Source organism: Collimonas humicola (genome assembly GCF_018304945.1).
GTDB lineage: Bacteria > Pseudomonadota > Gammaproteobacteria > Burkholderiales > Burkholderiaceae_D > Collimonas > Collimonas humicola.
The window spans coordinates 208,371-229,342 of record NZ_JAGQEE010000002.1; the positions used below are offsets into that span (position 1 = coordinate 208,371).

The window sequence follows — 20,972 nt, forward strand, 5'->3', positions numbered from 1 at the left end:
ATGTCTGCTTTGTAGAATGCCACAACCGCCACGCGACATAGAGATAAATATGATTACATCAGTATCGTACCGAATACTTGGAAAACATGGCTCTATTGAAGATATGAGCTGGGATAATGTCCCACCATTATCCATCGTTACTGGCGAAAATGGCGCGGGGAAAACGCAACTGCTGGAGGTCTTGGCAGCAGGTTACGGGCAGAGCATCTTCGGGACGCTGGGAATGCGAAATAAACTTATGGGCACCGCTTTGGAAATTGACGGCAAGAGGTATATGGGAGGCAATGCATTCTACGCCGATGCATCATGGATACCGTCCGATTGGGGCTCAGCAAGCATAGAAATAATTTCTGCCGAAGCTCATCGTCTCTATGATGTGCCTGCGACAAATGCATTTTCGACGTTTCTGGATGACCCGCTCTATATAGATTGGGAGGAAATCACTACTAGCGTAGATGACAACGTGACTACATCCCAGATCATCCGCCCCGGCTGGGACAAATTTGAGTCCCGACTCACGCCAGCTCGCCTTGCACAAGGTACGAGTAACCAAAACAACCTAGCGTTCCTTTTTCTCAGTTATGAGGTATTGCGGGCTGCGGCGAAAGACAGAGCTGCTAGGAATTCCGAAGATACAATGGGCGTAATCGAACAACTCGGCGACCCACCTTGGGAAACGTTTAATACATTCTGCAAGGAGGCCGACGTAGGTTTTGAGATTGTTGCACCATCAATAGAACGCCCAACTATCCTTGCTCGTCCGACACCGCCATACCAACTACAGCTTCGAGACATCAAACGAGGAACGGTAGTGCCAGTCTCCGAAGCCTCGTCAGGTGAACGCATCATGCTTTCAATTGTTGCCTGGCGATACTTGGCAGAAACCTGGAAAAAGAGTTACGACGTGATCATTCTTGACGAGCCAGACGCCCATCTACACCCTTCATTAGTCAGAAAATTTCTCAGCGTTCTCCAAAGCGTATTGGTCGAACGCCATGGAGCCCGAGTAATCATCACGACTCATTCTCCATCGACGGTAGCGCTCGCTCCCAAAGGCTCAGTATTTGAGCTGCAACGGCACGGTACACCTCGAATCGTGCCAGTAAAAAACTCAGCTGAGGTGGTAGCCAAACTCACAGGCGGGCTGGTCGCAGTGGATACAGCCACGCGGTTTATTGTCCTTGAAGGACCTTCCGATCCACCGTTTTATAGGGGACTCTGGACTCTGATGGTGGAAGCGGGATTGACTAGCTTCCCAGGTGTATCGTTCTCAGTTAGAGACGGCTGTTCAAAAGTGAAAGAGACCGTACGGTTTCTTCGCGCATGGGATTTCGAACGCTTCTACGGAATATTAGATCGAGACGCATCACCAAATCAAAACATGCCGGAAGAAGGCATCTTTGTCCATAGTAGAAACGGTATCGAGAATTATGTATTCGATCCTTTAAATATATGGCTTTGCTTATGGCTTGAGCGCTCTCAATTCCACGCGCAGCTCTACCAAATCCCTTCACTTCGACAAGGCAACGGCTCCCGACTAAAGGAAGAGAAGCCATCAGAACTCCAGCTCGTCGTGGATTCGGTGTGGAACAAAATTCTTGCAAGTTCCCCGGAGATCGAACCTCATTTAACAGATCTTGTTCCGGTGTATTTTAAGGGTGGTCTCCAACTGCAATATCCACGATGGTTCCTTGAATGCGACGACCACTCTCTCGCAGCAAGTGTTCGGCAAGCTTTTTCCCCATATCCGTTTCCACCGAACGACTTACATCAAAGTTATATGACGCTCAATCTCATACCCCAAGAATTTTGGGATATCTTCTCGAAAATCGCAAAGCCTCTGCCTGACAAGGAATAGTGACTCGTATGCTGAATATGAATCTTGTTTCAGCGCATTTCACATAGTCAATATTGTAGTTTGGGGTAGTGAATGCAATGCACAGCAAAGTTTCTACAGCAACGTTGACGAGGCCGCCCGAGCCGATGTTTCAAGCCCTATTTCTTCGATCTGCGCTTGGACCATTTCAACCGCGACGACGACATGATGTGGGAGGGAACGGTGCGGGACGAAGACGAGATTCGCGCCGCGCTAGCCACATGGCAGGAACTCATCAAAGGTGCCGAGATCGTCACTGTTTCGCGTTCATTGGGGTATTCCGGAACGGAGCAGCAGACGCGTCAGCTGGTCAATATTGTCCTGCCGACGCTTTTGAGAATCCTTGCGTAGAGAACATGGCCATACACGATATAAATCTCAAGCTGGTAAGTCACTCTCTACCGGTTGATCGTTAAATACAATTTGCTCGCTCGCTTTTTTACTCGGACAGGCTCACTACAGCAATGCTTGCACCCGGACGGTCCGTATACGGCGTCGGAGAGGTTCGAATGTTTTGGCGAACGATAATTTTCGCCGGCTCACTGCTTAAAAAGATCTATGGGATCGACGCTCAATGCGATGGCCAATTTTTCTATATTGTCCAAAGAGATGTTCCCCACCCCCCTTTCAATTTGACTGACATACGTTCGATGGAAGCCCGCCAGTTCAGCAAGGTATTCCTGAGAAATGCCTTGAGAATTACGTAGGTTTTTGAGGTTTTTCGCAAACCTGCTGCGCAATGATTCTGATTTCGATGTAGTCATATTGCGACTAGATTCCATCACTACTGCAAGTAAATCTACAGCGCATATATCTACCGTATTTACATATACTGCCTTTATATCTACAATGAGCTTTCGCAAAACTCTGACGACACCTATTCTCGCGCTCAACAAAAACGAATCTCAAAAAATCTACACCTTTCCCACATAAAGGAAATGAGGATGTTCAATGCATTGCGCCGTAAAGTGGCACCGACGCTCTTTGGAAAAATTCTGACCAATAAAATTGTTGGAAAAATCTGCGCCCTATCGCCTTACAAAGAATTCGAGCACGCCGTTACATACGAATCCATCACGCTGATTGTTGCTGCTCAAGAGGGTGCTTCTGATGAACTTCAGCTGCGCAATGTGCATATGCGCAGCGAAGGCAGCGCATTAATTCAGTCGCTTATCGGTCAAAAAGTTGAATTGGCGATTGTCGAAAGTTTGACACTTAAACCTGTCACGGCCCTGTGCGCTATCAAACAAGAAAACGGCCGGATTGAAAGCTTTCCAATTCGCGGGATCAAGTACTCGGCAATCAAAAATTCAAATGACTTTTTTATGCCATTGCTCGTGAACTGGACATTGGCGTCGCTCGCAATAGGCGCCATCGCATCAATCGTTTTCGTTGGATTTTGCATCTTGTGGGCTGGACTATTCAAGTCTCGCTTTAATTTGGACGGAGCATTCAGTGTCATTTGGTGCGGCTCGTTTATATTTTCTGGCTATGTAGCCTATAGCGAACTGCTTGGTTTTCCACTCAAGCTGCATCGGCAGATAATGAATGCTGCTGAGATATTAAAATGATGTTCGCCAAAGGAACCGTCTGCAATACGCGAAGAACAATAAGCTGCTTCCTGCAACAAGTTGCGATACATGGTGGAGTCCTTTTCCTTTTGCTTCCTGGAGCGTCAAGGCAGCGTTATACCGATCAACACTGCCGCCGCCTTAAGTCCGTCATAGGCTGGTTTGAGATTCGCTACAACTCCAATCGCGCTACCGATCATTGGGAGGAAAGAGGTGAGCTTGGTAAGATTTGGATTCTCCTTGGCCAACTCGGCCTTTCCATCTTCCACCAATTCGAGAATCTCAGCCTTGTTCTGACCAGGTATGACCGAACCAATTTTTAAGATTACCGCCGCCAGGCGTCCCGATGTGGAAGCGACTGGTCCCGCTTCCAATATGGTAAGGGCCGAATCTGACGACGCGATCCATCTTACTTAGCCGCATGACCTCATATTCCGGCCGCTCGTACCGCCTGACGGCATCTTCTTCGGTCATGGGCCAGCGCGTTTTGCCCCACTTCTTGCTGATCGGATCGAGGTAACGAATAAAATACATCGAAATGATGTGTTCGGCCTCCATAGCGCCCTCTCCAATTCCGGCTTTTGCATAGCACCGGTAAACATATATACTGTATATACATACAGTATATTTCAAATTTTGGAGAACACCATGCGCCTTACAGATATGAGCGAATTTGATGCAGTAATTGCCTGGGCAGAGCCAATTATCGCCACGATAGTCACCCGCCACCGCACGGAGGAACAACCACTTACCTGGCGATTAATCCATTCAATCGAAGGTGAAGTTCTCGATGAATTGAATCGCGCCGACGACCTGAAACCGGCCTATATCAATTTGATTAAGCATTCTGGGATTCTCAACTACCCACTTAATGACGACCCGGTGGATTTTGGCAAATCAAATGCGATTGCCTGCGCCTTCGCGATGATCTACGAGGCGTATCACCGTCTGCATTGAGTCCGGGCAACATCCAGTCGGCGCGCGCAGACAGCTATGTGCAGTGAAGCCGCCGTTCAGATTTACATCTGAGGAAAGCCAATCCCATCCGCATCAGTAATCGCGTCATAGAAGATCAATGACCGCAATCAGAGACACGGGCGCCTTTGACGTTGCTGCGTGGCGCCCGTCGCTTCTGTTGATCAGCGAAGAGTTCAAACGGGCTTGTCGCTGCAGTGGTTGGTGTAGAAACTGACGCCATTGCCATCAGGATCTTGTATTGAGAAATAATTATGGCCATATAGGTCGTCATCTGGGATGACGGACGGCGAATATCCTTTGTCGATCAGGCCGACCCTGTAGAGTTCCAAATCTGCCTTTGTGCGGCCAGCGATCATCAGGTCTATTTTTTCGCGGCCAAAATCTGGTCGTTGTCCGACATGACTATTCTGCAAAGTACTACTCTGACTATCGTCCTTTTGGAATAACAGTAAATGTGTACCACCGCGCAGCTCAACGATCGCCAGTCCGGGAAATTTGTCTAACGCGCGTAGACCTAAACCAACATAAAACTGAAAACTTTCCTCGATATTTTGCACTTTCATAACAAAGTGGCCGAGTGCAGCGGCAGGCAAAAAATCTTCCATTTCAAATCCTTTCATAAGTTCTTTAGTGGGCCAGCGGGAAATCAAACTTGTTACGCAAGCAACATCGTGTTAATCTGACTGGCCAGTCGAATATATTATCCGACTGACCAGTCGAAAAAGCAAGGAGTTGTTGTGACACGAAAGAAAGTAATCGACAGAGACAGGGTCTTGGATGCTGCCGAGGCTGTCATCTTCGAATCTGGCGGCCGAAATTTCACGCTCGATGCCGTCGCAGAGCGTGCGGGGATTAGCAAGGGCGGTCTCGTCTATACCTTTGCGACTAAGGATGTATTGATACTCGCGGCATTAGAACGAGAGCTCGACCGTTTTCAGGAGGCAGTGCGTCGGCGACTCGGCAGCGGACCAGCTGGGCCGATTCAATTGGCGCTCGCCCATATCGAGGAAGCACTGGCCGAGGACGACGCCTCGACGCAAATGGCGGCTTTCCTCGTAACGGCACTCGTGCATGCCCCTGACATGCTAGGGCCGGTGCGACACTTTTATCGCGCACTACTCGATCCGTTTCGATCAGAACATGGAGAGTTTGCTGAAGTCCGTCAAGCACTGCTGGCTGTTGAAGGTATTTTTCTGCTCAGAGGGCTCGGTTTTGCAGAGGTTTCCCCAGGCGAGATCAAGGGTGTTCTGCTCCACGCACGGAATAGTGTCCTTGCAGCGTTGGATTAGCCGACATTGGGCGCACAGCCTGGAAAGACCGCCATCGACCACGACCGAACGTTCGCTTCAGCGTTAGACTTGATGCTGCACAGATAGATTATTGTAGAAAGGTAGTGATGGCTGCAAAAATAATCGCAATATTGCTGCTATTGACGGCGGGTTATACCGGGTGGTGGGCGTTATCCAACGACGCAATTTTATGGCTGGTATCGGCCTTTGCTAACATACGGGTACGACGCCGACAACCGCGGCATCGCACGATAGAAAATACGAAGCACCTTCCACATATGAATCCATGAACCCGGAAATCATCTTCACCCAGGACTATAGCCACGACGTAACGGCCTCCCACACCGAACTTGGGGAATTGGGAGATGGTAGGTTAACTTTCGGACCTGGCAAAGGCACGACCCTGCAATTCAGGCTGAGTAGCCTCAAGCTCACGGAGCGACAAACGCTCGATGAGGTTCACGCAGTTACCGAGGACGGTCAGAACTTCACCCTCTTTAACTGCCAGTTTGAACAGCTATTCCTTTCATGTGAATACATTGTTAGCGCAGAGACAACCGATGCATTCGTTCTGGCAGAGATGGAGGTTCTGGACATTTCGCCGTGGTTCTTCGAGTACCAGCACATGAGTGGCAAGCCTGGAGCACAGATAGAGTGGATCAACACACCTGACGAGATAAGTGCGAGCCTGAAGCTTGATGGCAACGACATTGCCGTCAAAGCTTATCCGCGCACCAACGTTGTTCAGGCAGACGGCGGCCATTTAATCAAGGATTCGGTTCTCTTCAGCATTGAGAGCGCCTCCCCCATTAGCATAGATAACGTGAGACGATACACCATCGACTTGCTGGCTCTGTTGAGCATACTTCTGGGAACACCAGTCTCTCTCATGAGCGTGGTTGTAAAGTCTGCTAAGGATCACGCTGGATACGCATTCTTTCCTTTTTATGAGCGTGAAGCGGACACGGGCGCTCGCAAAAAGAGTGGCATTGACTACTTCATAAAAAAGTCCATCTTCGAAGACAATTGGCAAACCATAGTCCAAAATTTCTATGCCTCGAAGTTGCGCGATCCGCTGTGGTTGCGCCTGTCAGGAATGAAGCGGTATAACGACTTCTGGGAATACAAGGTCCTAGGTTATGTCACTCTTTGGGAAGCGTATGTCTCATCTCAAACACAGAGCCTTGGAAAGAAACACATTCCAACACCCCAGAAGGCAGTCAAGTTTTTTCACAAGAAGATAGACCAAAGCGATCTCTCTCTGACGCACGAGCAGGCTCAGGGAGTGAAGAATCTAGCTGATTCAGTTTTCCAGACTCGGGAATACACACTTCAAGAGAAAACTGAGATTGTCATCTCTCAGGCCGACCCTGATGTAATCAAAATCATCGACCTGTCTGTAGAAGCCTTCGTCAGGCTCAGGAAACTCCGAGACGAGATCGCGCACGGCGACGTCATCACCATACCTCATGATGAATATCCCCTTCTATCCAGTCGCGTCGAGAAGCTAACTCTACTACTTACCTACTTCGCATTTGCTGAGCTTGGACTGAAAAGGGACGAATTTCTTGCGTGCCTACATCGGGCGTGGAACAGAATGGTCAGAGGCGCCAGCCTTAATGAGGCGCATCTGGATAAGGTCATGGGGACCGCGGAATTCATTACTCTGTCCAGCGAAAACTTTCTCGCACTACAGCCATTAGCTAACGGACAGGCGCTTCGCTGTTTTTACAGGAACGACACCGGGAAGATTAGCTTTTCCCAAGAAGACACGAAGACATACCTCGCCAAGCTCCATTCCAATGCAGTGGGTAACAATCCAAACTACAGCGAGGTATTCAACAACCACGAGAAGAAGATTCGGCTCATACCCAACTTGTACTTTGAGGATGGGCAGCACCATCTTCATTTCAGTAGCGTGTTCCTCTTCGAGTGATGAGCACAAAGCTAGGGCGAGAGTGGGTGAAAGGACGTCCATTCAACCCCAAGCAGCGGACGCTGAAGCCATGACGCACTGAACATCGGCTCAGGGTCGTTTTCTGCCAGTCCCAACACGCACCGTATGGTCAGCGCAGTCGGTTAGTCGCTTTTAAGATGAGATCTGTGACTTCAATGATCGCTCTCCGAATACCCAAGGAAACAAGCGTGCGACGTTGATAGAATCATCCAATGCCCGGTGGTGTGTACCCTCCAGCGCCAAGCCAGCGAGCTGACAGGCTTTGGCCATACCAATTTCTTTTCCGATTCGCTGCGCCTTTGCGAACAGCCGCTTAGCGTTTTGGTGAGGTAATTCAATGGGCTGAACAATACCGTGCAGGACGCTATCGCGCTCAATTTGCCGACGATCGTAGGCGCCCCAGCTACACCAGGTCGAGCTCGCCGTCCGATGTCGATCAACGAATTGACGCAACAGTTCGGCAGCAACATGAAACTGCGGAGCCGCATCAACATTCTCTTGCTGGATGCCAGTTAAGTTCGTACAAAATGGAGTGAGACGGCGATTTAATACGGGCTGTACGAACGACTGAAAACGATCGATCACGATTCCATCGCCATCCACCCAACACGCCCCGATCTCGATCGTCTCCATTTTTTCTGCTGCAATTGTCCCATCGTCAGAACAGGTGGCTTCAAGGTCAACAACCAGAATATTTTTCATAGTTAGCTCGCGGTGCTCGACCATACTGTCCGTTGTTCGGATAAATCGACTTCGCCGATGGTAGCGTCCGCGTAATTTTGGGCATTTGAGCATTTACACATATAGTGCTTTCGACCATCACGGCCGATGCCTTCGACAATTTCCACGACCGAGCTAATTTTGTACTCGGCATTTGCTGACCGTCTCGATTGAACGTTTATGCGAATTCTTATCATGTCATCGCGCTGAGCAAGCTGTAAGACGTTCGCAATATCGGCAACTATAAAACGCGACCAGGAATGTCCGATTTCGTGCTTGCCGCTTAGGACGATATCAACATGAAAAATGGCAACGTTCAAAGAAATCTCAACACACTCAAATTGGCGCAAGCCGGGCTGGTTCATGAACGAACCAAGCGTCTTGCCACTGTAGGTGCATTCCCAAGATTCATCGATCTGTAGCATCAAACATCTTCTCTTTTAATGATCAAAAATATTTGGCAAAGTCCAAAGGAACTAAGCCAGCGCAGAATTAATGACACTCACGACTACCGAACTCTCCCTTACTTGGCACGTCGCCGTCATCAGGAAGAAGCTCCAGCTAATCGTCAAACATCTAATAGAATCCAATTGACTGTGTTCGAACACCTTCAGTGCGGCGTCGATCAAAATCGGAGACGAGCAATTCGCGTCGGTTATCACCGGCGGCAGCACCTAGTGCATCAAGTAATAACTTGCGCATTTCGCGCGGCGACGAGGTCGCTATTTCGTCGAGCGCTTCGTCCGAAAGTACCCTTGAGAAATGCTGGCCCCATTCCTCATCTTCTAGCAACGAGTAGTAGATATTTTTTGCAATGTCGCGTGCTTGCAATCGCGTCGGTGTCGGTATGGTGAATACTGTAAATCGTGACAGAAGTGGCGGCTCAATCTCGGCTGCGCTATTGGCGGTCGCGATCCAGATAATGTGCGATAGATCCATCGGGATCGAAATCGCTTCGTCCTTAAATCTTATTGCAGTGTCGCGTTCCAGTAGCGTATAAAGATGACCGCGCGGGTCGTAATGCATCCCAGACGACACTTTGTCGATTTCATCCAACAGGCAGATGGGATTAATGATGTCCTTGAGCGCAATTTCGTTGAACAAAAGCCCTGGGCGGCCATTCGACCAAGACATGTCACTGCCGCCGATTGCGAATCCCGCGGATAAACTATTCATACGAATTTCAAAAAAATGAGTTTTGACAGTCTCTGCCAATGCTTTAGCAAATGCCGTTTTCCCGATCGCTGGCTCACCTTGCAAGAGCATCGGCGGAAGCTGCGCAATTGAATCACCTACAAGTCGCGCAAGCGCCGTTCGTCGCTTGATCGCATCTATCACTTCGGAGAAATTAGGAAAACGCGACCGCAAATTGTTAAGGGCCTCCAGACTAGGCGCCAACGCAAATTTTCTGTTGGGCCCCAAGTTAGCCAATTGATCCAAGTTTCGTTTGAGGACCACACCGACATCGGTTGGCTGCAGAAGTATCGTGTCGAAAACTTCCTCAAAATCGTTCGAATCATAGAGTTGGCGGAAACCACCGCCGGACTTCAGATTCGGCTCTTTAGTTTGTTCAACTTGCAAACCATCGTGGCCAACGCTCTCGTCCCATTCTCTCGCAGGCGCTGCTGGATACATATGACCGGCGTAAGCCAATTCCCGTCTATATTCCGGAAGTGTCATGATTTTTGGCGGCTTGGTGCTAGGTATCGGCGGCCCGTGCTTAGAAATATACGCCGACGTTTCGTAAACATCCAAACACAACACGACTAACTCGACCTCGGCCGACAGTGCTCGCGGCGCAGCTTTGGAATCTACTAGCGCGTCGTGATTTGCAAGCAGCGCATAGATTGAAATGCGTCGATCATCAAATGTACCGCTGTCCTCCTCGCCGATTATTTCCACCTTATCAAAATTGTCTAAGACAAATTCTCTGATTCTTGCGAACGCAAGAAAATCAATGCGCCCAAGCACCGAGAGGGGTAAGTAAAACTTCGATTGCGGCTTGCGAATCAACAAAAACAGATGATCTTCTTTCGCCAGCGTGCGAAGGATTTCAGCATCTTGAATGACGATTGCGATTGCGATTTCTGATTTCATTGATTGAGGTCTGAGTTGCAACGAAAATGTTTCGTTTTCTATGTCGTCGCAACGAACTCAAAAAATTAATTGAATGCTCGGACCTCACGCCGTAGTTCTAATTTGATGCTCCACATTTTGTCATTCATGTAGGCTGATTAGTTCGCTAGTCTATGAGATCGCTGATAAACTATTTTTTGAATTCCCGCTGCTCTATTAAATAACTGTCCGCGTAAAAACCTAAACATTTCCACATCGCTAGCGGCATTTGTCGTGCGGAATTGGATGCAAAAGAATGCAGCTGCATTTTCAAACAATGATAAATCAATAGAGCCGACTTGTCACTCATAGTGCGTGCACTTATAAGGCGTGTACCTATAGAGAGTGGCTATATATAGGCCGAAACCATAAGCTCAGGCCGTTGAATAAAAATTAATTTCCCATGGAATACGACCCGCTTCAGCTATTTGGACAACAGCTCATCAAGCTTCGTAAGGCACACGGCTGGTCACAAGAAAAGTTGGCATTGGAAAGTGGACTTGCTCGATCCTACATAGGGGGTATTGAGCGAGGTCAACGCAATCTGGCACTTCTTAATATTTGCGTTCTCGCGAATACTCTTGGTGTTTCGCCTAAAGAAATGCTTGATTTTTTTGATTAGAGGCTTGGCGATGTATCAAGGACGAAGATCATACGGAAGTGATCTGACGAGGAATGCAAACGACAACTCTCATGAAAAATTCAAGCAACGGAATTGCTAGTTTGATTGAATAACCAATAAAATTTCAGAGTCAGGCACCATCATTGTCACCTCCAATTGGTCCCGCCATCAAAATAGTACGATGGGCGTGGGGACAACTTACTAAGGTACTATTCTTACGCACCTTTCGCCGTGCACACGGACTTTGGGCCAAACTCCATCGCCTAGGCATCCACTGGGACGCATGTGGAGAGTATCTTGAATATTCGGTCTACTTGGCACAATTCACCGATCCGGAACCTCGAATATCAAGAATAGCCTTTCGGGCTTTACACGAAGACATTCAAGAGCTAACACTTTTCTTTGAAGCTGAATCAGCGTCAGCGCGATTCCAGGAGCGCATAGAAATCCGTAATGTCAATAAGAAGCCGATCGTATGGATCATGACTAACGTTCCGCACCAAGACTTCTTAAGGTCAAATGAATGCACTGGCCTTCAGTTTTCTTGGGATACTTACAGGATCTCGGTTACTCGACTCAAACTCAAGAACGGATATGAAGTTGATCCTTTCAACGCACTCACCTGCCATCTAACCCACACTTGGTTTCTTAATTCCACTTGGAAGTGGAAATGGAAACGGTTCTGGAATTTGGATGCGATCCAGTGGGCTAAGACGCGTTTGTTTGAATACTGGCACTTCGGGTTCGGAATGCCGGCGATCAGGATATTTGGGCCGAATGGCTTCGAAGTTACCACCGTACAACGCCTGCTTATAAGTGCAACGCGGCCTATCGCATGGGTGATGAGCCGTAATTGGGTAATTACGTTTCAATTTTGGATTGCCATCTGGTCAGGTTTATATGTCCTTAACGACGAATCAGAGCTGCAATGGCGCTGGGCAAAATCAGTAAATAATTCAGAAGGTTTTCATAAGCGCTCTCCAGAGAGATGAAGCAGCGACTCACTCGTTCCCCGTACATCTTCCAATGCTTGACTCAAGAGTAGTGCCACTCAGTCCATTTATCGGGAAGAACATTTCAGGAAATAGGGGGATGCGTTCTACCCCAGTCCTGCGGCCCTGGCGTCGCCGATGATTCCCTCGAGTCGTCCCAATACAAGGCTCATGATCTGCTCAGCAGCCATGTGCGGAACATTCCCAGATCGCAAATCGTGCCTGAGCTCTTCCAGGTCAACCTTAAGATGATCTGCCGCGTGCAGGCGCGCAGATGCGCGTTCGACGTTTACCCATACGCCCGCGAGATCCTGAGCGAGATCAATATAGTGCCACAATGACATGGCATCTGCGTGCCCGGTCTTGATACGAACTTTCTCGAGAATTGAACGATAATCTTGCTCACTAGCTGGCCGCCCCTTTTCTGCTTCCCACACCCTTATGTGCGAAAGTACCTCCCAAGTTATGAAACGATGTCTGAACATGGAAAAACATGCCTCAGAATCTCGGTGCCCCGCGTGGGTACAAAGAGTCCTAAAATCTCGATCTAAACCACCTTTGGAGATCGGAGCCCCGCAGCTGCCTGGAGCAACCCCCAAAAACATTGCGCCGCTCGGTGCAAATCCCGGATCATTGGCCGCGCAGGCCGCAATCCAAGCGCCACGCGCTGCGAAATAACGCATCACGACCCGGGAATCCTTTGGGGTAATCGCGAATGTCCTGGGTGGCGGCAGGAGTTTTCGGCGCTTCATAGTTGGGATTACTAGTACATTCTTACGTAATACATCTTTGTTATCGATGAGCGACAAGCCCACCATCTCGGCCGGACGAAGCCCTGTACGCTGCATTATCCAAATCATGAATCTGCGCCTGGCGTAGTGATAAGAAAGAAGGCTATCAAAGAATTCAGGATTTCTCTTAAATGGCCGCATTTCCGGTTCGGGATGGTTTTCCAGGATGCTGAGATATTCGATTGACGCATCAATCGCTTCGATAATGCTTAGATCAATCGGGAGTTTTGGATCGGTAGAATTTGGCTCGGGCGCGTAGCGGTGAGTCCAATAGAGATTTCCGCGATCATTCTTTTTTTGCGAAACCAAGATCGCAGGACCAGATTTTTCCTCGCCAATCAGAGGAATTAGACCACGATGCAGATTTTCCTGATACCACATCAAAAATGACAAACTGCGATTTAATATTTCGCAAGCGGTATTGTTATTTCTCTTACGCATACCCGAACGAGGATTTATCTCGCTCGTCAAATGTTCGATTAGCGCAAATATGTCGCCATCGGTAAGATCGGAAAATGACTTTAGCTTGCCATGACAGTAGCGCACCAACTCCGACAATTCACTCGCATAAGTAACCGGGGTCTCACCGGTCCACTCATGGGCGTTCGCGAGCAAATACATGTTTACCGCAAGACAAGGTCGAGAATCGGGCCAATTGACGAATGCACCAACTCTTATAGTTTGATAATTTATTATGTTTCCGGATACCGTCTCTTGCACACTATCCGGGATTCGAAGGTCGGATTGACGCACATATAACTTTTTCTTGTTATACGGGACCATGAATTCTTGTACTTGCAAGGTTTGACGGCTCTGAAACTGCAACGAGCTTCGGTTGAAACAGCTCGCCGAAGAGAGAAAAATGATTGTCCAACAAATTCGCCAATTTGAGTTTGCTTAGAGGATCAGTGGCACGGTCTTCGGCTATGTTTTTTGTTTCTTTCAGCAACTGGTTATAGGCTCGTGTCATCACACTCACAGAAGCCCTTAATTCTTGCAGTTCCAGCGCCAATCCGTCTTCACGCTCGCGGGCCCGGTTTGCTCGCTCAACACCAGTTCTCGCCGTCTGGAAAGCCTCTCCCCTAATCTTGACCCGCACTCGGAGCCAGTCCAAGTATTTCACTCCCTTTTCGCCCGATGGGGTCTTCATCAAGTCCTCAGTCAGAACAGAATCAGCATACTTAAACAATGTGTTGCGCGATCCGAAGCCCTGTATTTTGTGCTCAGGTGATTCCATTGCGGCTAGTGATACCATCGATTGACAACCACTCAAAATGACAGGATCGACTGGGCCGGTTGCGACGCGAGCAGCTTCCAGCGCAACGTAACGATTGAATACACTAGACTTGCATTCCTCTGGACTTAATTTTTTGTGCTTGACTGTAGGAGTGTTCATTCATCACCGTCAAAGCGAAAGGAGTGAAAGGCAACAAGATGGCCCACATTACCAAAATCATCCACAAAGGCGAATGGGCGTAGATGAAATTCATCGTTCGCTCTCAGTTGTTTAACATAGCCAATCCACTCGTTCGCTGGAATCATTTCCAATTGCTCAGCTTTGAAATGCCTTAAAACCTTGGTATACATTTGCTCAATACATTCGCCGTGGTGTGAAACTCCGTTGGTGTCATAAATTCGCAAACGATCAACGGCCCACTCAGCCTCCATCGACGAAAACTCCACGCTAGGGAATTCGCGCTCAAGATACGCTAGTAGGTGGGCCTCATCGACATGCCCAGCAATGTCCCTGGCAGCATCCAAAGCACCAAAACGAGCGCTCCAAAAAAGCAGGAGCAAAAACCATTTTCTCCATTCATGGACTCTCACGTACCAGCGACGACCTAGCTCGTCGGGGGGGAGCCCGACATAATCGCAAAAGCGATCAAGGAGCCGATTGAATGAGTTTGCATTGGCCGCTTTCGTTTTTCCAAACGTGTGCGAAGCATAAGGTAAGTAAAATAACAGAGAGGCTTGGTACGCGTCAGGCTCTCCCTGCAATTGAACCAAGCCCGCGCCTAATCGTTGCATCTGCTTAATGGCGCGCGCCGCTATAGTTGGAATTGGTTTTCCTTCTGTCGTTGCTCGCTCTTCACGATACGTACGTTTTCCCAATTCTGAAACCATATAGTACGGTCCGTCCCCTAGCAAACAATTCCGTTTTAAGCTCTCGAGTTCGCTATCCCGAGACGGCTTCATACATGCAATGACGGTGGCGACAGCACCTGCCCAAACCTGCAACAAATTCGTCAATGTCGGATTTGTGCGAAGTGCCGAGAAATTTATTTCTTCACGCGGTCCATTCAATTGTTCACCCCTGTACCCCAACGAGCGCAACGCTTCCGGTACAGGAATTTTCCTTAACTCTTCGCCAGATATTTCCCAATTATCGGGCGAACCGCCATCGTTAAGTTCGCGCATCCGAGCCACAACGCTCAAGTAGTAGTCGACAAGGGCATCACCGTATTTGTGCACCCACTTCAGCGCCTCGTTAAGATATCGAAGTCCAGTGTCAATCGGTATAAATCGTGTATGCCCATCAAGCGAGGAATACTGCAGGCCAATAGCCATCGCCCGCGGGAGATTCAGGGTTGACGCATCGGGAAGATCATCAAGTAATAAATTCGAAAGTGACAGGATTGTAGATAGTGTTGCACTGAGCCGCTTCAGCGGGCTCGGACTAGAATTAGCGACTTTCGCTTCAGCGATTGTCGGGATTCTATGACTCGCGTATTCCGTCCGCATACGTGAAATCCGTACAAGTCCACGTTCGGAAGCAACTGCTGTTTCGAACTGATACAGAAACAAGGTCAACCGATCGGACGAGACCCCGACGGAGGCATACGAAGTTGAAATCATTGCAGAAATGAAGGTCCGCGAAACATGTCGGACATTTTTCCGAATTTTTATCCCACCATTTTCCATTAACCAGTCACCAATAGACTTCGCGACTGATGCTGGCAAATTTAGGGGATCGTCAAGATATTGACGCGGGCATTTTTCACCAAAGGCCGACGAATACAACTCATGAAGCGTCCGCTCAACTAAGCGCAGCGCACCCGTCCATCCGTCTTTCCCGACCGAAGAATACAATCGATTCAAGCCAGCTTGATCAAGTAGTCCGAATCCGTATTGTTCTACGCGGTAGCGCTTATTTTCAAGCACCATCCAACGTGCTAGGGATAGCAAAACATTGGAGAATGACTTCCAGGATGCGATGGCAGGTGCTCGTCCACCGTGCCGCCCTTCTCGGAAAAAAAAGGCAATTTTCTTTAACGTTTGTAAGAACGTTGCATATCGTGGATCCGTAAGCAACATGCCGTTTGGAAGCAAAATGTCCCAATTTATATCCACGGTCCGCATCCACTCACCGTTCACTCGTACTGTTTTCTTCCCATCAGAGGTGATCCACTTAACATCTGTCCAGTCACTCAACAACCAACTCGCTTTATATTCCCCATCGAATATTGAGGTCATGTGGAGATTAGCAGCGACCAATGCATCGATTCGTTGAATCTCGTCTGATGAAAAATCACGATTGGTACCGCGACGGCCATTCCGTAGGCGGCGTATGTTAAGCATGTACAACATCCCAGGTTGCGCGAATTCGCATGCTCTTGAAACGTTCGATGACGTTTGGGATACGTAATTGGGCAGCCTGATGTACTACCTTCAACCTCGACAACATAAGACTCTCTCTCAATGCTTCACCGACGTCTTCGCTTAGTGCGGCACGATTTAGAAATTCCGCCAGATCGATGAAAGCGCGGGGTGACAGCCCCGTGGTTGCTTCCAATGTTTCGAGCTCACTCGAAGACATGTTCGACGGAGCCCATGCTTGAAAAGCCATCAACACAGCCAATGAATTTTCGTCCAAACGTAACGTCAACAACGATTGCTGGACGCCTGATTGATCATCAACAGCTAGTCCGTATTCCTGAAACTTATACTTGCCAAAACGTTGTTGTATCAATTTCCCGACCGGAGACACCGTGGCAGGGTATTCCACAACGATTCTCAGCAAGAATTTGTGCAACTCCTCGATGCTTTGAAAATCACTTACGTCGAGTAGATAGTCTTCCGAAGATGCCGCGAGCACGATCAAGACATTCTGAAAATTTCTGATGATTCGTTCGTTCCATAGCGAAAGCAATGGTGCAGGTATGTAATTCTCCAAGCACACCCTATAGCTATTACCCAGACGTTTTGAAGCCTTCGCGATCGACCCAGTCGCAAACCATTCCAACACGCCTTGGGTGGCGCGCAGTTTCGCAAAATCAAATGAGCTGTCGACCCCAGCTTGAGCAAGTTCTGGATAGAGCGTAGCCAAGGAATAACTTTCACGATTATTCAATTGGCGCGCAGCAATCTGAACGATTCCGCTTTTTGTCGCCGGACCTCCAGCACAACCCAGAAAAAGATGCCGCCAAAATTTCGAGCCGCACCGCCTCAACATGTTACGAATTCCACTTGTTGCTCGGACTACGTGCCTCATGACCGTGGCGGCCCGCGGGGTCAGCAGTGCGTACTTCCGGCTGCCCGCCCTAGGTTTGTCTACGCTGAAAATCCGGCTTCTCCCCCCGTCAGCAACAAGTAGGCCTGACCGCCCACGGGAATTTATAAGGCGGGCGCTGATCAGTGCCTCAGGAGTAAAATTAGGATGCTCCTGAATCAATATCGCCACTGCCACTGCCAAGTCCACGTTGCTTAGCACGCCCAGCAGACGAAGAAAGAGTAGACGTTCTTCAAGTCGAGCACTCTGTTCTGCGCGAAGGGCGGTATATGCAGTCAAATTAAGCGTGCTCTTCCCTTTGTGAAAAAAATTCCATAGCATTGCAGGATGCGCACCTAATTTCCGACGAGAAAGGCACTCAGTATCATTGGATATTTTCAATTCATTTTTCGCGATAACTAGTGCCCAACCCAAATTATTAGGTACGTCAGGGTGAGTCAACGGTGCCAGATCGCCACCGTATTGCCCGATCTTTGGTCTAACTAAATCAGAATTCCAATCCGACTCCGCCATCCTTCGCTGGAATTCAATTGGAGAAATCTTCCGCATCTGGTTTTTTCCCGTACGGTAATCTTTGGTCAGACGCAACCAATAATCGTCCAGGACATCGCGCACAATATTATTTCGGGCACGTAAGTTCTCTTCCACCTCATCCAAATATTCGACTTCGGAGCGCCAAAATATTGGGCCTGCGAGGGTTTTGTTGATAGGTGCGGAAATCGGCGTGTAATCGGCGGCACGATCCCCAAGTAACTTTGGCCGACTAGGTGAACCTGGATCAACGACCGGTTCGGGAAGATCGCAGCGCGGATATTGTACGCCCCGAGGTATTACTGACTCCGCTGTCAGTCCGCGTAGCCAAAGCACGACGGAATCATCCCACGTTCGACATCGAGAAGAAAAAATGGCATTGCTTTCGGGATCCCTTAAATAGTACGACTGAAAACGAAGCAAAATAGACTGCCATTCCTGTCGGGTCGTCGGGAAAGAGCAGACTCCCTCATTGAGAATAAATCGCCCGAAGGGGCGGAGAGCAGAATAAAGCGTCCGTGTTTGTGAACGATATGCTTTTCCCGACTCGCTAAGAACGGTTGCGTTGAATAGCTTTTCACGATCCAGGTGCGATAGGTCCGAGAAATCTGCTAAACAGATCCGGTGAAGGTTCTCCCGCATAGGATTGTCCAAGAGCGCACAAAGGTTTCCCTGTGAATTATCAATTTTCATATTAAATATGCGCATCCATAGGAAATTCAGTCGCTCCACAAGCGGTTAATTGGGACGGCATTCTTCCAACTCCGTATTTCATTCATTAGAAAAAGCATATCGTTTCCGCAAGTCAATTGCAATGATTTTCTTATCTATTTATCCTTTAAAATCAATGAGTTACATATGATATACATCATAAGCTATTACATGAAAAACCAGTTTTTTTGACAGATCCTTTGCTTCAAAGGTTGTATTGGTAAATTTGCATCGCCAAGCGGTGTTCCGACCATTACAGTGAAATGAAATTTGTTGGTATGTTGATATTTGCAATTGGGGCACGCCGATAGGAAGGCGTTAGGGAAAACGAAACTATTGCGATGGAATTGCTCGCCGACAGATCTCGATCTCAGATGGTCCCGGGCCTGAAAATTGGTGCAAGCTACGGCCGTAGGAGCAAATGGCGAGAAAAACGTGTTGTTCACGGTGGGTTGTTCACTCCGGGACTACAAATTGACCTATCCTGAGAATTCTCCGCTATACGGAAACCGACGTAGACTGATGTGAACAACTTTGCTTCTCGACGAAATCAGATCCTTGCGGCTACCTGGGACACCCGGTCAAGCAATGCCGTTGCACGCCTGATAATATCCTGCGCTATCAAAACAAGATCTCCGGCCCGCTGCTGGATCGGATCGACATGCAGATCCAGGTGCCAGCCTTGCCGCAGGACCAGCTATTGAAAGCCGCCGACGGCGAATCGTCAGCGCTCATCGCATCGCGCGTCGAGCAAATGCACACTCTGCAGCTCGCGCGCCAGGGCAAGCAAAACAATGCTTTGTCTGCCAATGAAATCGATGAATACTGCAAACCCGACAGCGCTGGCGAGAACATCCTGCGCACCGCCATGGCGCGCCTGGACTGGTCGGCGCGCGGCTATCACCGCGTGCTCAAAGTGGCGCGTACCATCGCCGATCTGGACAGGGCGGAAAATATTGCTGCCAGTCACGTCGCCGAGGCGATTCAATATCGCCGTGCATTGAACCAGGCTTGAGGGCTGCGCGAGCGACATGTATGTGGCGCTGCCAGCATTAAGAAGCCGACAGGCCGCCCCGGCGTCCGCCGGTCGGCTAGGATATAGAACGGGATGGTTTCTAACATTCACGTCAATTCCAGCGATAGCCCTAAAAGTTCCGAGGTTTAAGTCCGCTTTAATATTCAAGCCGTATGCTGGATTCCATGGGTACGCAAAGTTCGAAGCCCAAACGCGTTTTCAGGAGGAAACATCATGAATAAGCGCACTCTTCTCGCACTCAGCGCATTGCTCGCCGCTGCGCTAGCCGTCAATGCCAGCGCAGCTCCCACCGCTGTCACCAAAGGCGCGGCGACCTATATTTCCGGCGGCATCGGCGTGGACGAATCGACCCTGATACAGCAGGAGGCAAAGAACTATCCGCTGGAATTAGAGTTCGTCATCAAAGCAACGCCCAAGGATGAATATGCTGCCGATATCCACGTGAAAATCAGCGATGCGAGCAACAATGTCGTGCTGGATGCCGTGTCCAATGGACCGTTTTTCCTGGCCAAGCTGCCTGCCGGCAGCTATCGCCTCGCAGTCGCCAAGAAAGATCAGGTGAAAGAGCGCAAGATCGCCATTACACAGGGATCCCACCAGCACATCATGTTCGAATGGCTTGAATGATTGCCTGGCCAGCGGCAAATTGTGTGACGCTATCAGTTGGCAGCAGGTGATATATAAAAATTTTGTGAGCTCTTAGAAGAAATGCATTGCCTTGATCAGTATTTAGCACGTGACAAAAATAGCCTGTGGCGTACTATGTAAATGCATCAAGCGCAAAAATTCTTTTGGTACTGAAATATGTCTGTCAGAACAGAAACATATGCCTCAGAAAAGGAGTTCACAAATAATATTTTCACTAGCTGGCTTGAAAACTGCTTATTCGATCATTACCTTCTGTTCTAACTACCGGGAGCGCATATGAACCTGATTTATAACAGTGACCAATACAGCGTCGTCGAATTTGGTGCCGATGAACAACGCGAGGCTTTACGCTTCGGCGGCTATGAAATCGTCGATAAATCGTTCAAGCGCGAGATTTTTATTGCTGGTGCCTTGGCTGAATTTTTTCGTAAAGGGGTCGAAGACCTGATCGCGACCGAGCCGAGCATCGAGGATATCGATGCTTTCCTGGGCAACTATGACTCGATGATGAGCCAGCCCGTTACCTTGCAATAACCCTGCTACCGCCCAACTCCTTCCAGCCCGCCCGGCATTGCCGATAACTACGGCAAGCCGGGCGGGATGCTTGAGGTATATTGCCGTACCT

General features: G+C 48.9%; 21 protein-coding genes and 1 pseudogene. 12 read left to right on the forward strand and 10 right to left on the reverse strand.

What is annotated here, in order from left to right; all coding sequences use genetic code 11:
* Positions 1 to 49: 49 nt before the first annotated feature.
* Both KHU30_RS09625 and KHU30_RS09630 read left to right on the forward strand, forming a co-directional pair.
* Complete coding sequence (locus KHU30_RS09625; RefSeq protein WP_211442441.1) at positions 50 to 1,858, forward strand: AAA family ATPase; 1,809 nt, start codon at positions 50 to 52, stop codon at positions 1,856 to 1,858.
* A gap of 156 nt (positions 1,859 to 2,014) precedes the next feature.
* On the forward strand, positions 2,015 to 2,227 hold the full coding sequence (locus KHU30_RS09630; RefSeq protein ID WP_211442442.1) for a hypothetical protein: 213 nt from the start codon (positions 2,015 to 2,017) through the stop codon (positions 2,225 to 2,227).
* Between the two features lie 188 nt (positions 2,228 to 2,415).
* Here the strand turns inward: KHU30_RS09630 and KHU30_RS09635 are convergent, their stop codons facing one another.
* The gene (locus tag KHU30_RS09635; protein ID WP_211442443.1) at positions 2,416 to 2,640 is read right to left on the reverse strand and encodes a helix-turn-helix domain-containing protein; all 225 of its coding nucleotides are present in this window, start codon (positions 2,638 to 2,640) and stop codon (positions 2,416 to 2,418) included.
* Positions 2,641 to 2,820: 180 nt separating this feature from the next.
* Between KHU30_RS09635 and KHU30_RS09640 the strand changes: the two genes are divergently transcribed.
* Positions 2,821 to 3,447, forward strand: coding sequence for a hypothetical protein (locus tag KHU30_RS09640; protein ID WP_211442444.1), 627 nt, complete (start codon positions 2,821 to 2,823; stop codon positions 3,445 to 3,447).
* 282 nt (positions 3,448 to 3,729) lie between these two features.
* On the opposite strand, the gene KHU30_RS09645 is transcribed toward KHU30_RS09640, so the two are convergent.
* Positions 3,730 to 4,005, reverse strand: a complete 276-nt coding sequence (locus KHU30_RS09645) for a hypothetical protein (RefSeq protein WP_211442445.1) — start codon at positions 4,003 to 4,005, stop codon at positions 3,730 to 3,732.
* Between the two features lie 90 nt (positions 4,006 to 4,095).
* Between KHU30_RS09645 and KHU30_RS09650 the strand changes: the two genes are divergently transcribed.
* Positions 4,096 to 4,404: a DUF2471 family protein gene (locus KHU30_RS09650; RefSeq protein WP_211442446.1), complete on the forward strand. Its 309-nt coding sequence runs from the start codon at positions 4,096 to 4,098 to the stop codon at positions 4,402 to 4,404.
* Positions 4,405 to 4,598: 194 nt separating this feature from the next.
* Here the strand turns inward: KHU30_RS09650 and KHU30_RS09655 are convergent, their stop codons facing one another.
* Positions 4,599 to 5,045 carry a VOC family protein gene (locus KHU30_RS09655; protein WP_211442447.1) on the reverse strand — a complete coding sequence of 149 codons (447 nt, stop codon included), beginning with the start codon at positions 5,043 to 5,045 and terminating at the stop codon, positions 4,599 to 4,601.
* 117 nt (positions 5,046 to 5,162) lie between these two features.
* On the opposite strand from KHU30_RS09655, the gene KHU30_RS09660 reads away from it, so the two are divergent.
* A complete protein-coding gene (locus KHU30_RS09660; RefSeq protein ID WP_211442448.1) occupies positions 5,163 to 5,714 on the forward strand; it encodes a TetR/AcrR family transcriptional regulator in 552 nt (183 codons plus the stop codon).
* Between the two features lie 286 nt (positions 5,715 to 6,000).
* Positions 6,001 to 7,650 carry an ApeA N-terminal domain 1-containing protein gene (locus KHU30_RS09665; RefSeq protein WP_211442449.1) on the forward strand — a complete coding sequence of 550 codons (1,650 nt, stop codon included), beginning with the start codon at positions 6,001 to 6,003 and terminating at the stop codon, positions 7,648 to 7,650.
* Between the two features lie 153 nt (positions 7,651 to 7,803).
* Here the strand turns inward: KHU30_RS09665 and KHU30_RS09670 are convergent, their stop codons facing one another.
* The 3 genes from KHU30_RS09670 to KHU30_RS09680 all read right to left on the reverse strand — a co-directional run bounded on the left by KHU30_RS09670 (position 7,804) and on the right by KHU30_RS09680 (position 10,488).
* A complete protein-coding gene (locus KHU30_RS09670; protein WP_211442450.1) occupies positions 7,804 to 8,373 on the reverse strand; it encodes a 3'-5' exonuclease in 570 nt (189 codons plus the stop codon).
* A 2-nt stretch (positions 8,374 to 8,375) separates the two neighbouring features.
* The gene (locus KHU30_RS09675; protein ID WP_211442451.1) at positions 8,376 to 8,816 is read right to left on the reverse strand and encodes a hypothetical protein; all 441 of its coding nucleotides are present in this window, start codon (positions 8,814 to 8,816) and stop codon (positions 8,376 to 8,378) included.
* 151 nt (positions 8,817 to 8,967) lie between these two features.
* A complete protein-coding gene (locus tag KHU30_RS09680; RefSeq protein WP_211442452.1) occupies positions 8,968 to 10,488 on the reverse strand; it encodes an AAA family ATPase in 1,521 nt (506 codons plus the stop codon).
* Between the two features lie 421 nt (positions 10,489 to 10,909).
* Here KHU30_RS09680 and KHU30_RS09685 point away from each other — a divergent pair, with 421 nt between their 5' ends.
* Together KHU30_RS09685 and KHU30_RS09690 are read left to right on the forward strand one after the other, a co-directional pair.
* Positions 10,910 to 11,128, forward strand: a complete 219-nt coding sequence (locus tag KHU30_RS09685) for a helix-turn-helix domain-containing protein (protein WP_211442453.1) — start codon at positions 10,910 to 10,912, stop codon at positions 11,126 to 11,128.
* Positions 11,129 to 11,442: 314 nt separating this feature from the next.
* Positions 11,443 to 12,120 carry a hypothetical protein gene (locus tag KHU30_RS09690; protein ID WP_211442454.1) on the forward strand — a complete coding sequence of 226 codons (678 nt, stop codon included), beginning with the start codon at positions 11,443 to 11,445 and terminating at the stop codon, positions 12,118 to 12,120.
* A 107-nt stretch (positions 12,121 to 12,227) separates the two neighbouring features.
* On the opposite strand, the gene KHU30_RS09695 is transcribed toward KHU30_RS09690, so the two are convergent.
* Genes KHU30_RS09695 through KHU30_RS09710 form a run of 4 tightly spaced genes read right to left on the reverse strand, consistent with a single transcriptional unit; the run spans position 12,228 to position 18,645 of the window.
* Positions 12,228 to 13,712, reverse strand: coding sequence for a tyrosine-type recombinase/integrase (locus tag KHU30_RS09695; protein ID WP_211442455.1), 1,485 nt, complete (start codon positions 13,710 to 13,712; stop codon positions 12,228 to 12,230).
* A complete protein-coding gene (locus KHU30_RS09700; RefSeq protein WP_211442456.1) occupies positions 13,681 to 14,307 on the reverse strand; it encodes a hypothetical protein in 627 nt (208 codons plus the stop codon). Before KHU30_RS09700 ends, KHU30_RS09695 begins: the two co-directional genes overlap by 32 nt.
* A complete protein-coding gene (locus KHU30_RS09705) occupies positions 14,304 to 16,490 on the reverse strand; it encodes a hypothetical protein (protein WP_211442457.1) in 2,187 nt (728 codons plus the stop codon). The genes KHU30_RS09700 and KHU30_RS09705 overlap by 4 nt, the downstream gene beginning before the upstream one ends.
* Positions 16,483 to 18,645 (reverse strand): hypothetical protein, encoded by a 2,163-nt coding sequence (locus KHU30_RS09710; protein ID WP_211442458.1) that lies wholly within the window; start codon positions 18,643 to 18,645, stop codon positions 16,483 to 16,485. Before KHU30_RS09710 ends, KHU30_RS09705 begins: the two co-directional genes overlap by 8 nt.
* A gap of 562 nt (positions 18,646 to 19,207) precedes the next feature.
* Between KHU30_RS09710 and KHU30_RS25715 the strand changes: the two are divergent.
* The 4 genes and pseudogenes from KHU30_RS25715 to KHU30_RS09725 form a co-directional block, all read left to right on the forward strand.
* Positions 19,208 to 19,348, forward strand: a pseudogene (locus KHU30_RS25715) (ATP-binding protein); the annotation flags it as partial.
* Positions 19,325 to 19,678 carry a magnesium chelatase subunit ChlI family protein gene (locus KHU30_RS09715; protein ID WP_407928061.1) on the forward strand — a complete coding sequence of 118 codons (354 nt, stop codon included), beginning with the start codon at positions 19,325 to 19,327 and terminating at the stop codon, positions 19,676 to 19,678. The pseudogene KHU30_RS25715 and the gene KHU30_RS09715, both read left to right, overlap by 24 nt.
* 234 nt (positions 19,679 to 19,912) lie before the next feature.
* Complete coding sequence (locus KHU30_RS09720) at positions 19,913 to 20,326, forward strand: hypothetical protein (RefSeq protein ID WP_211442459.1); 414 nt, start codon at positions 19,913 to 19,915, stop codon at positions 20,324 to 20,326.
* A 297-nt stretch (positions 20,327 to 20,623) separates the two neighbouring features.
* Positions 20,624 to 20,881, forward strand: a complete 258-nt coding sequence (locus tag KHU30_RS09725) for a BTH_I0359 family protein (protein ID WP_014008142.1) — start codon at positions 20,624 to 20,626, stop codon at positions 20,879 to 20,881.
* The last annotated feature ends 91 nt before the right edge of the window (positions 20,882 to 20,972 follow it).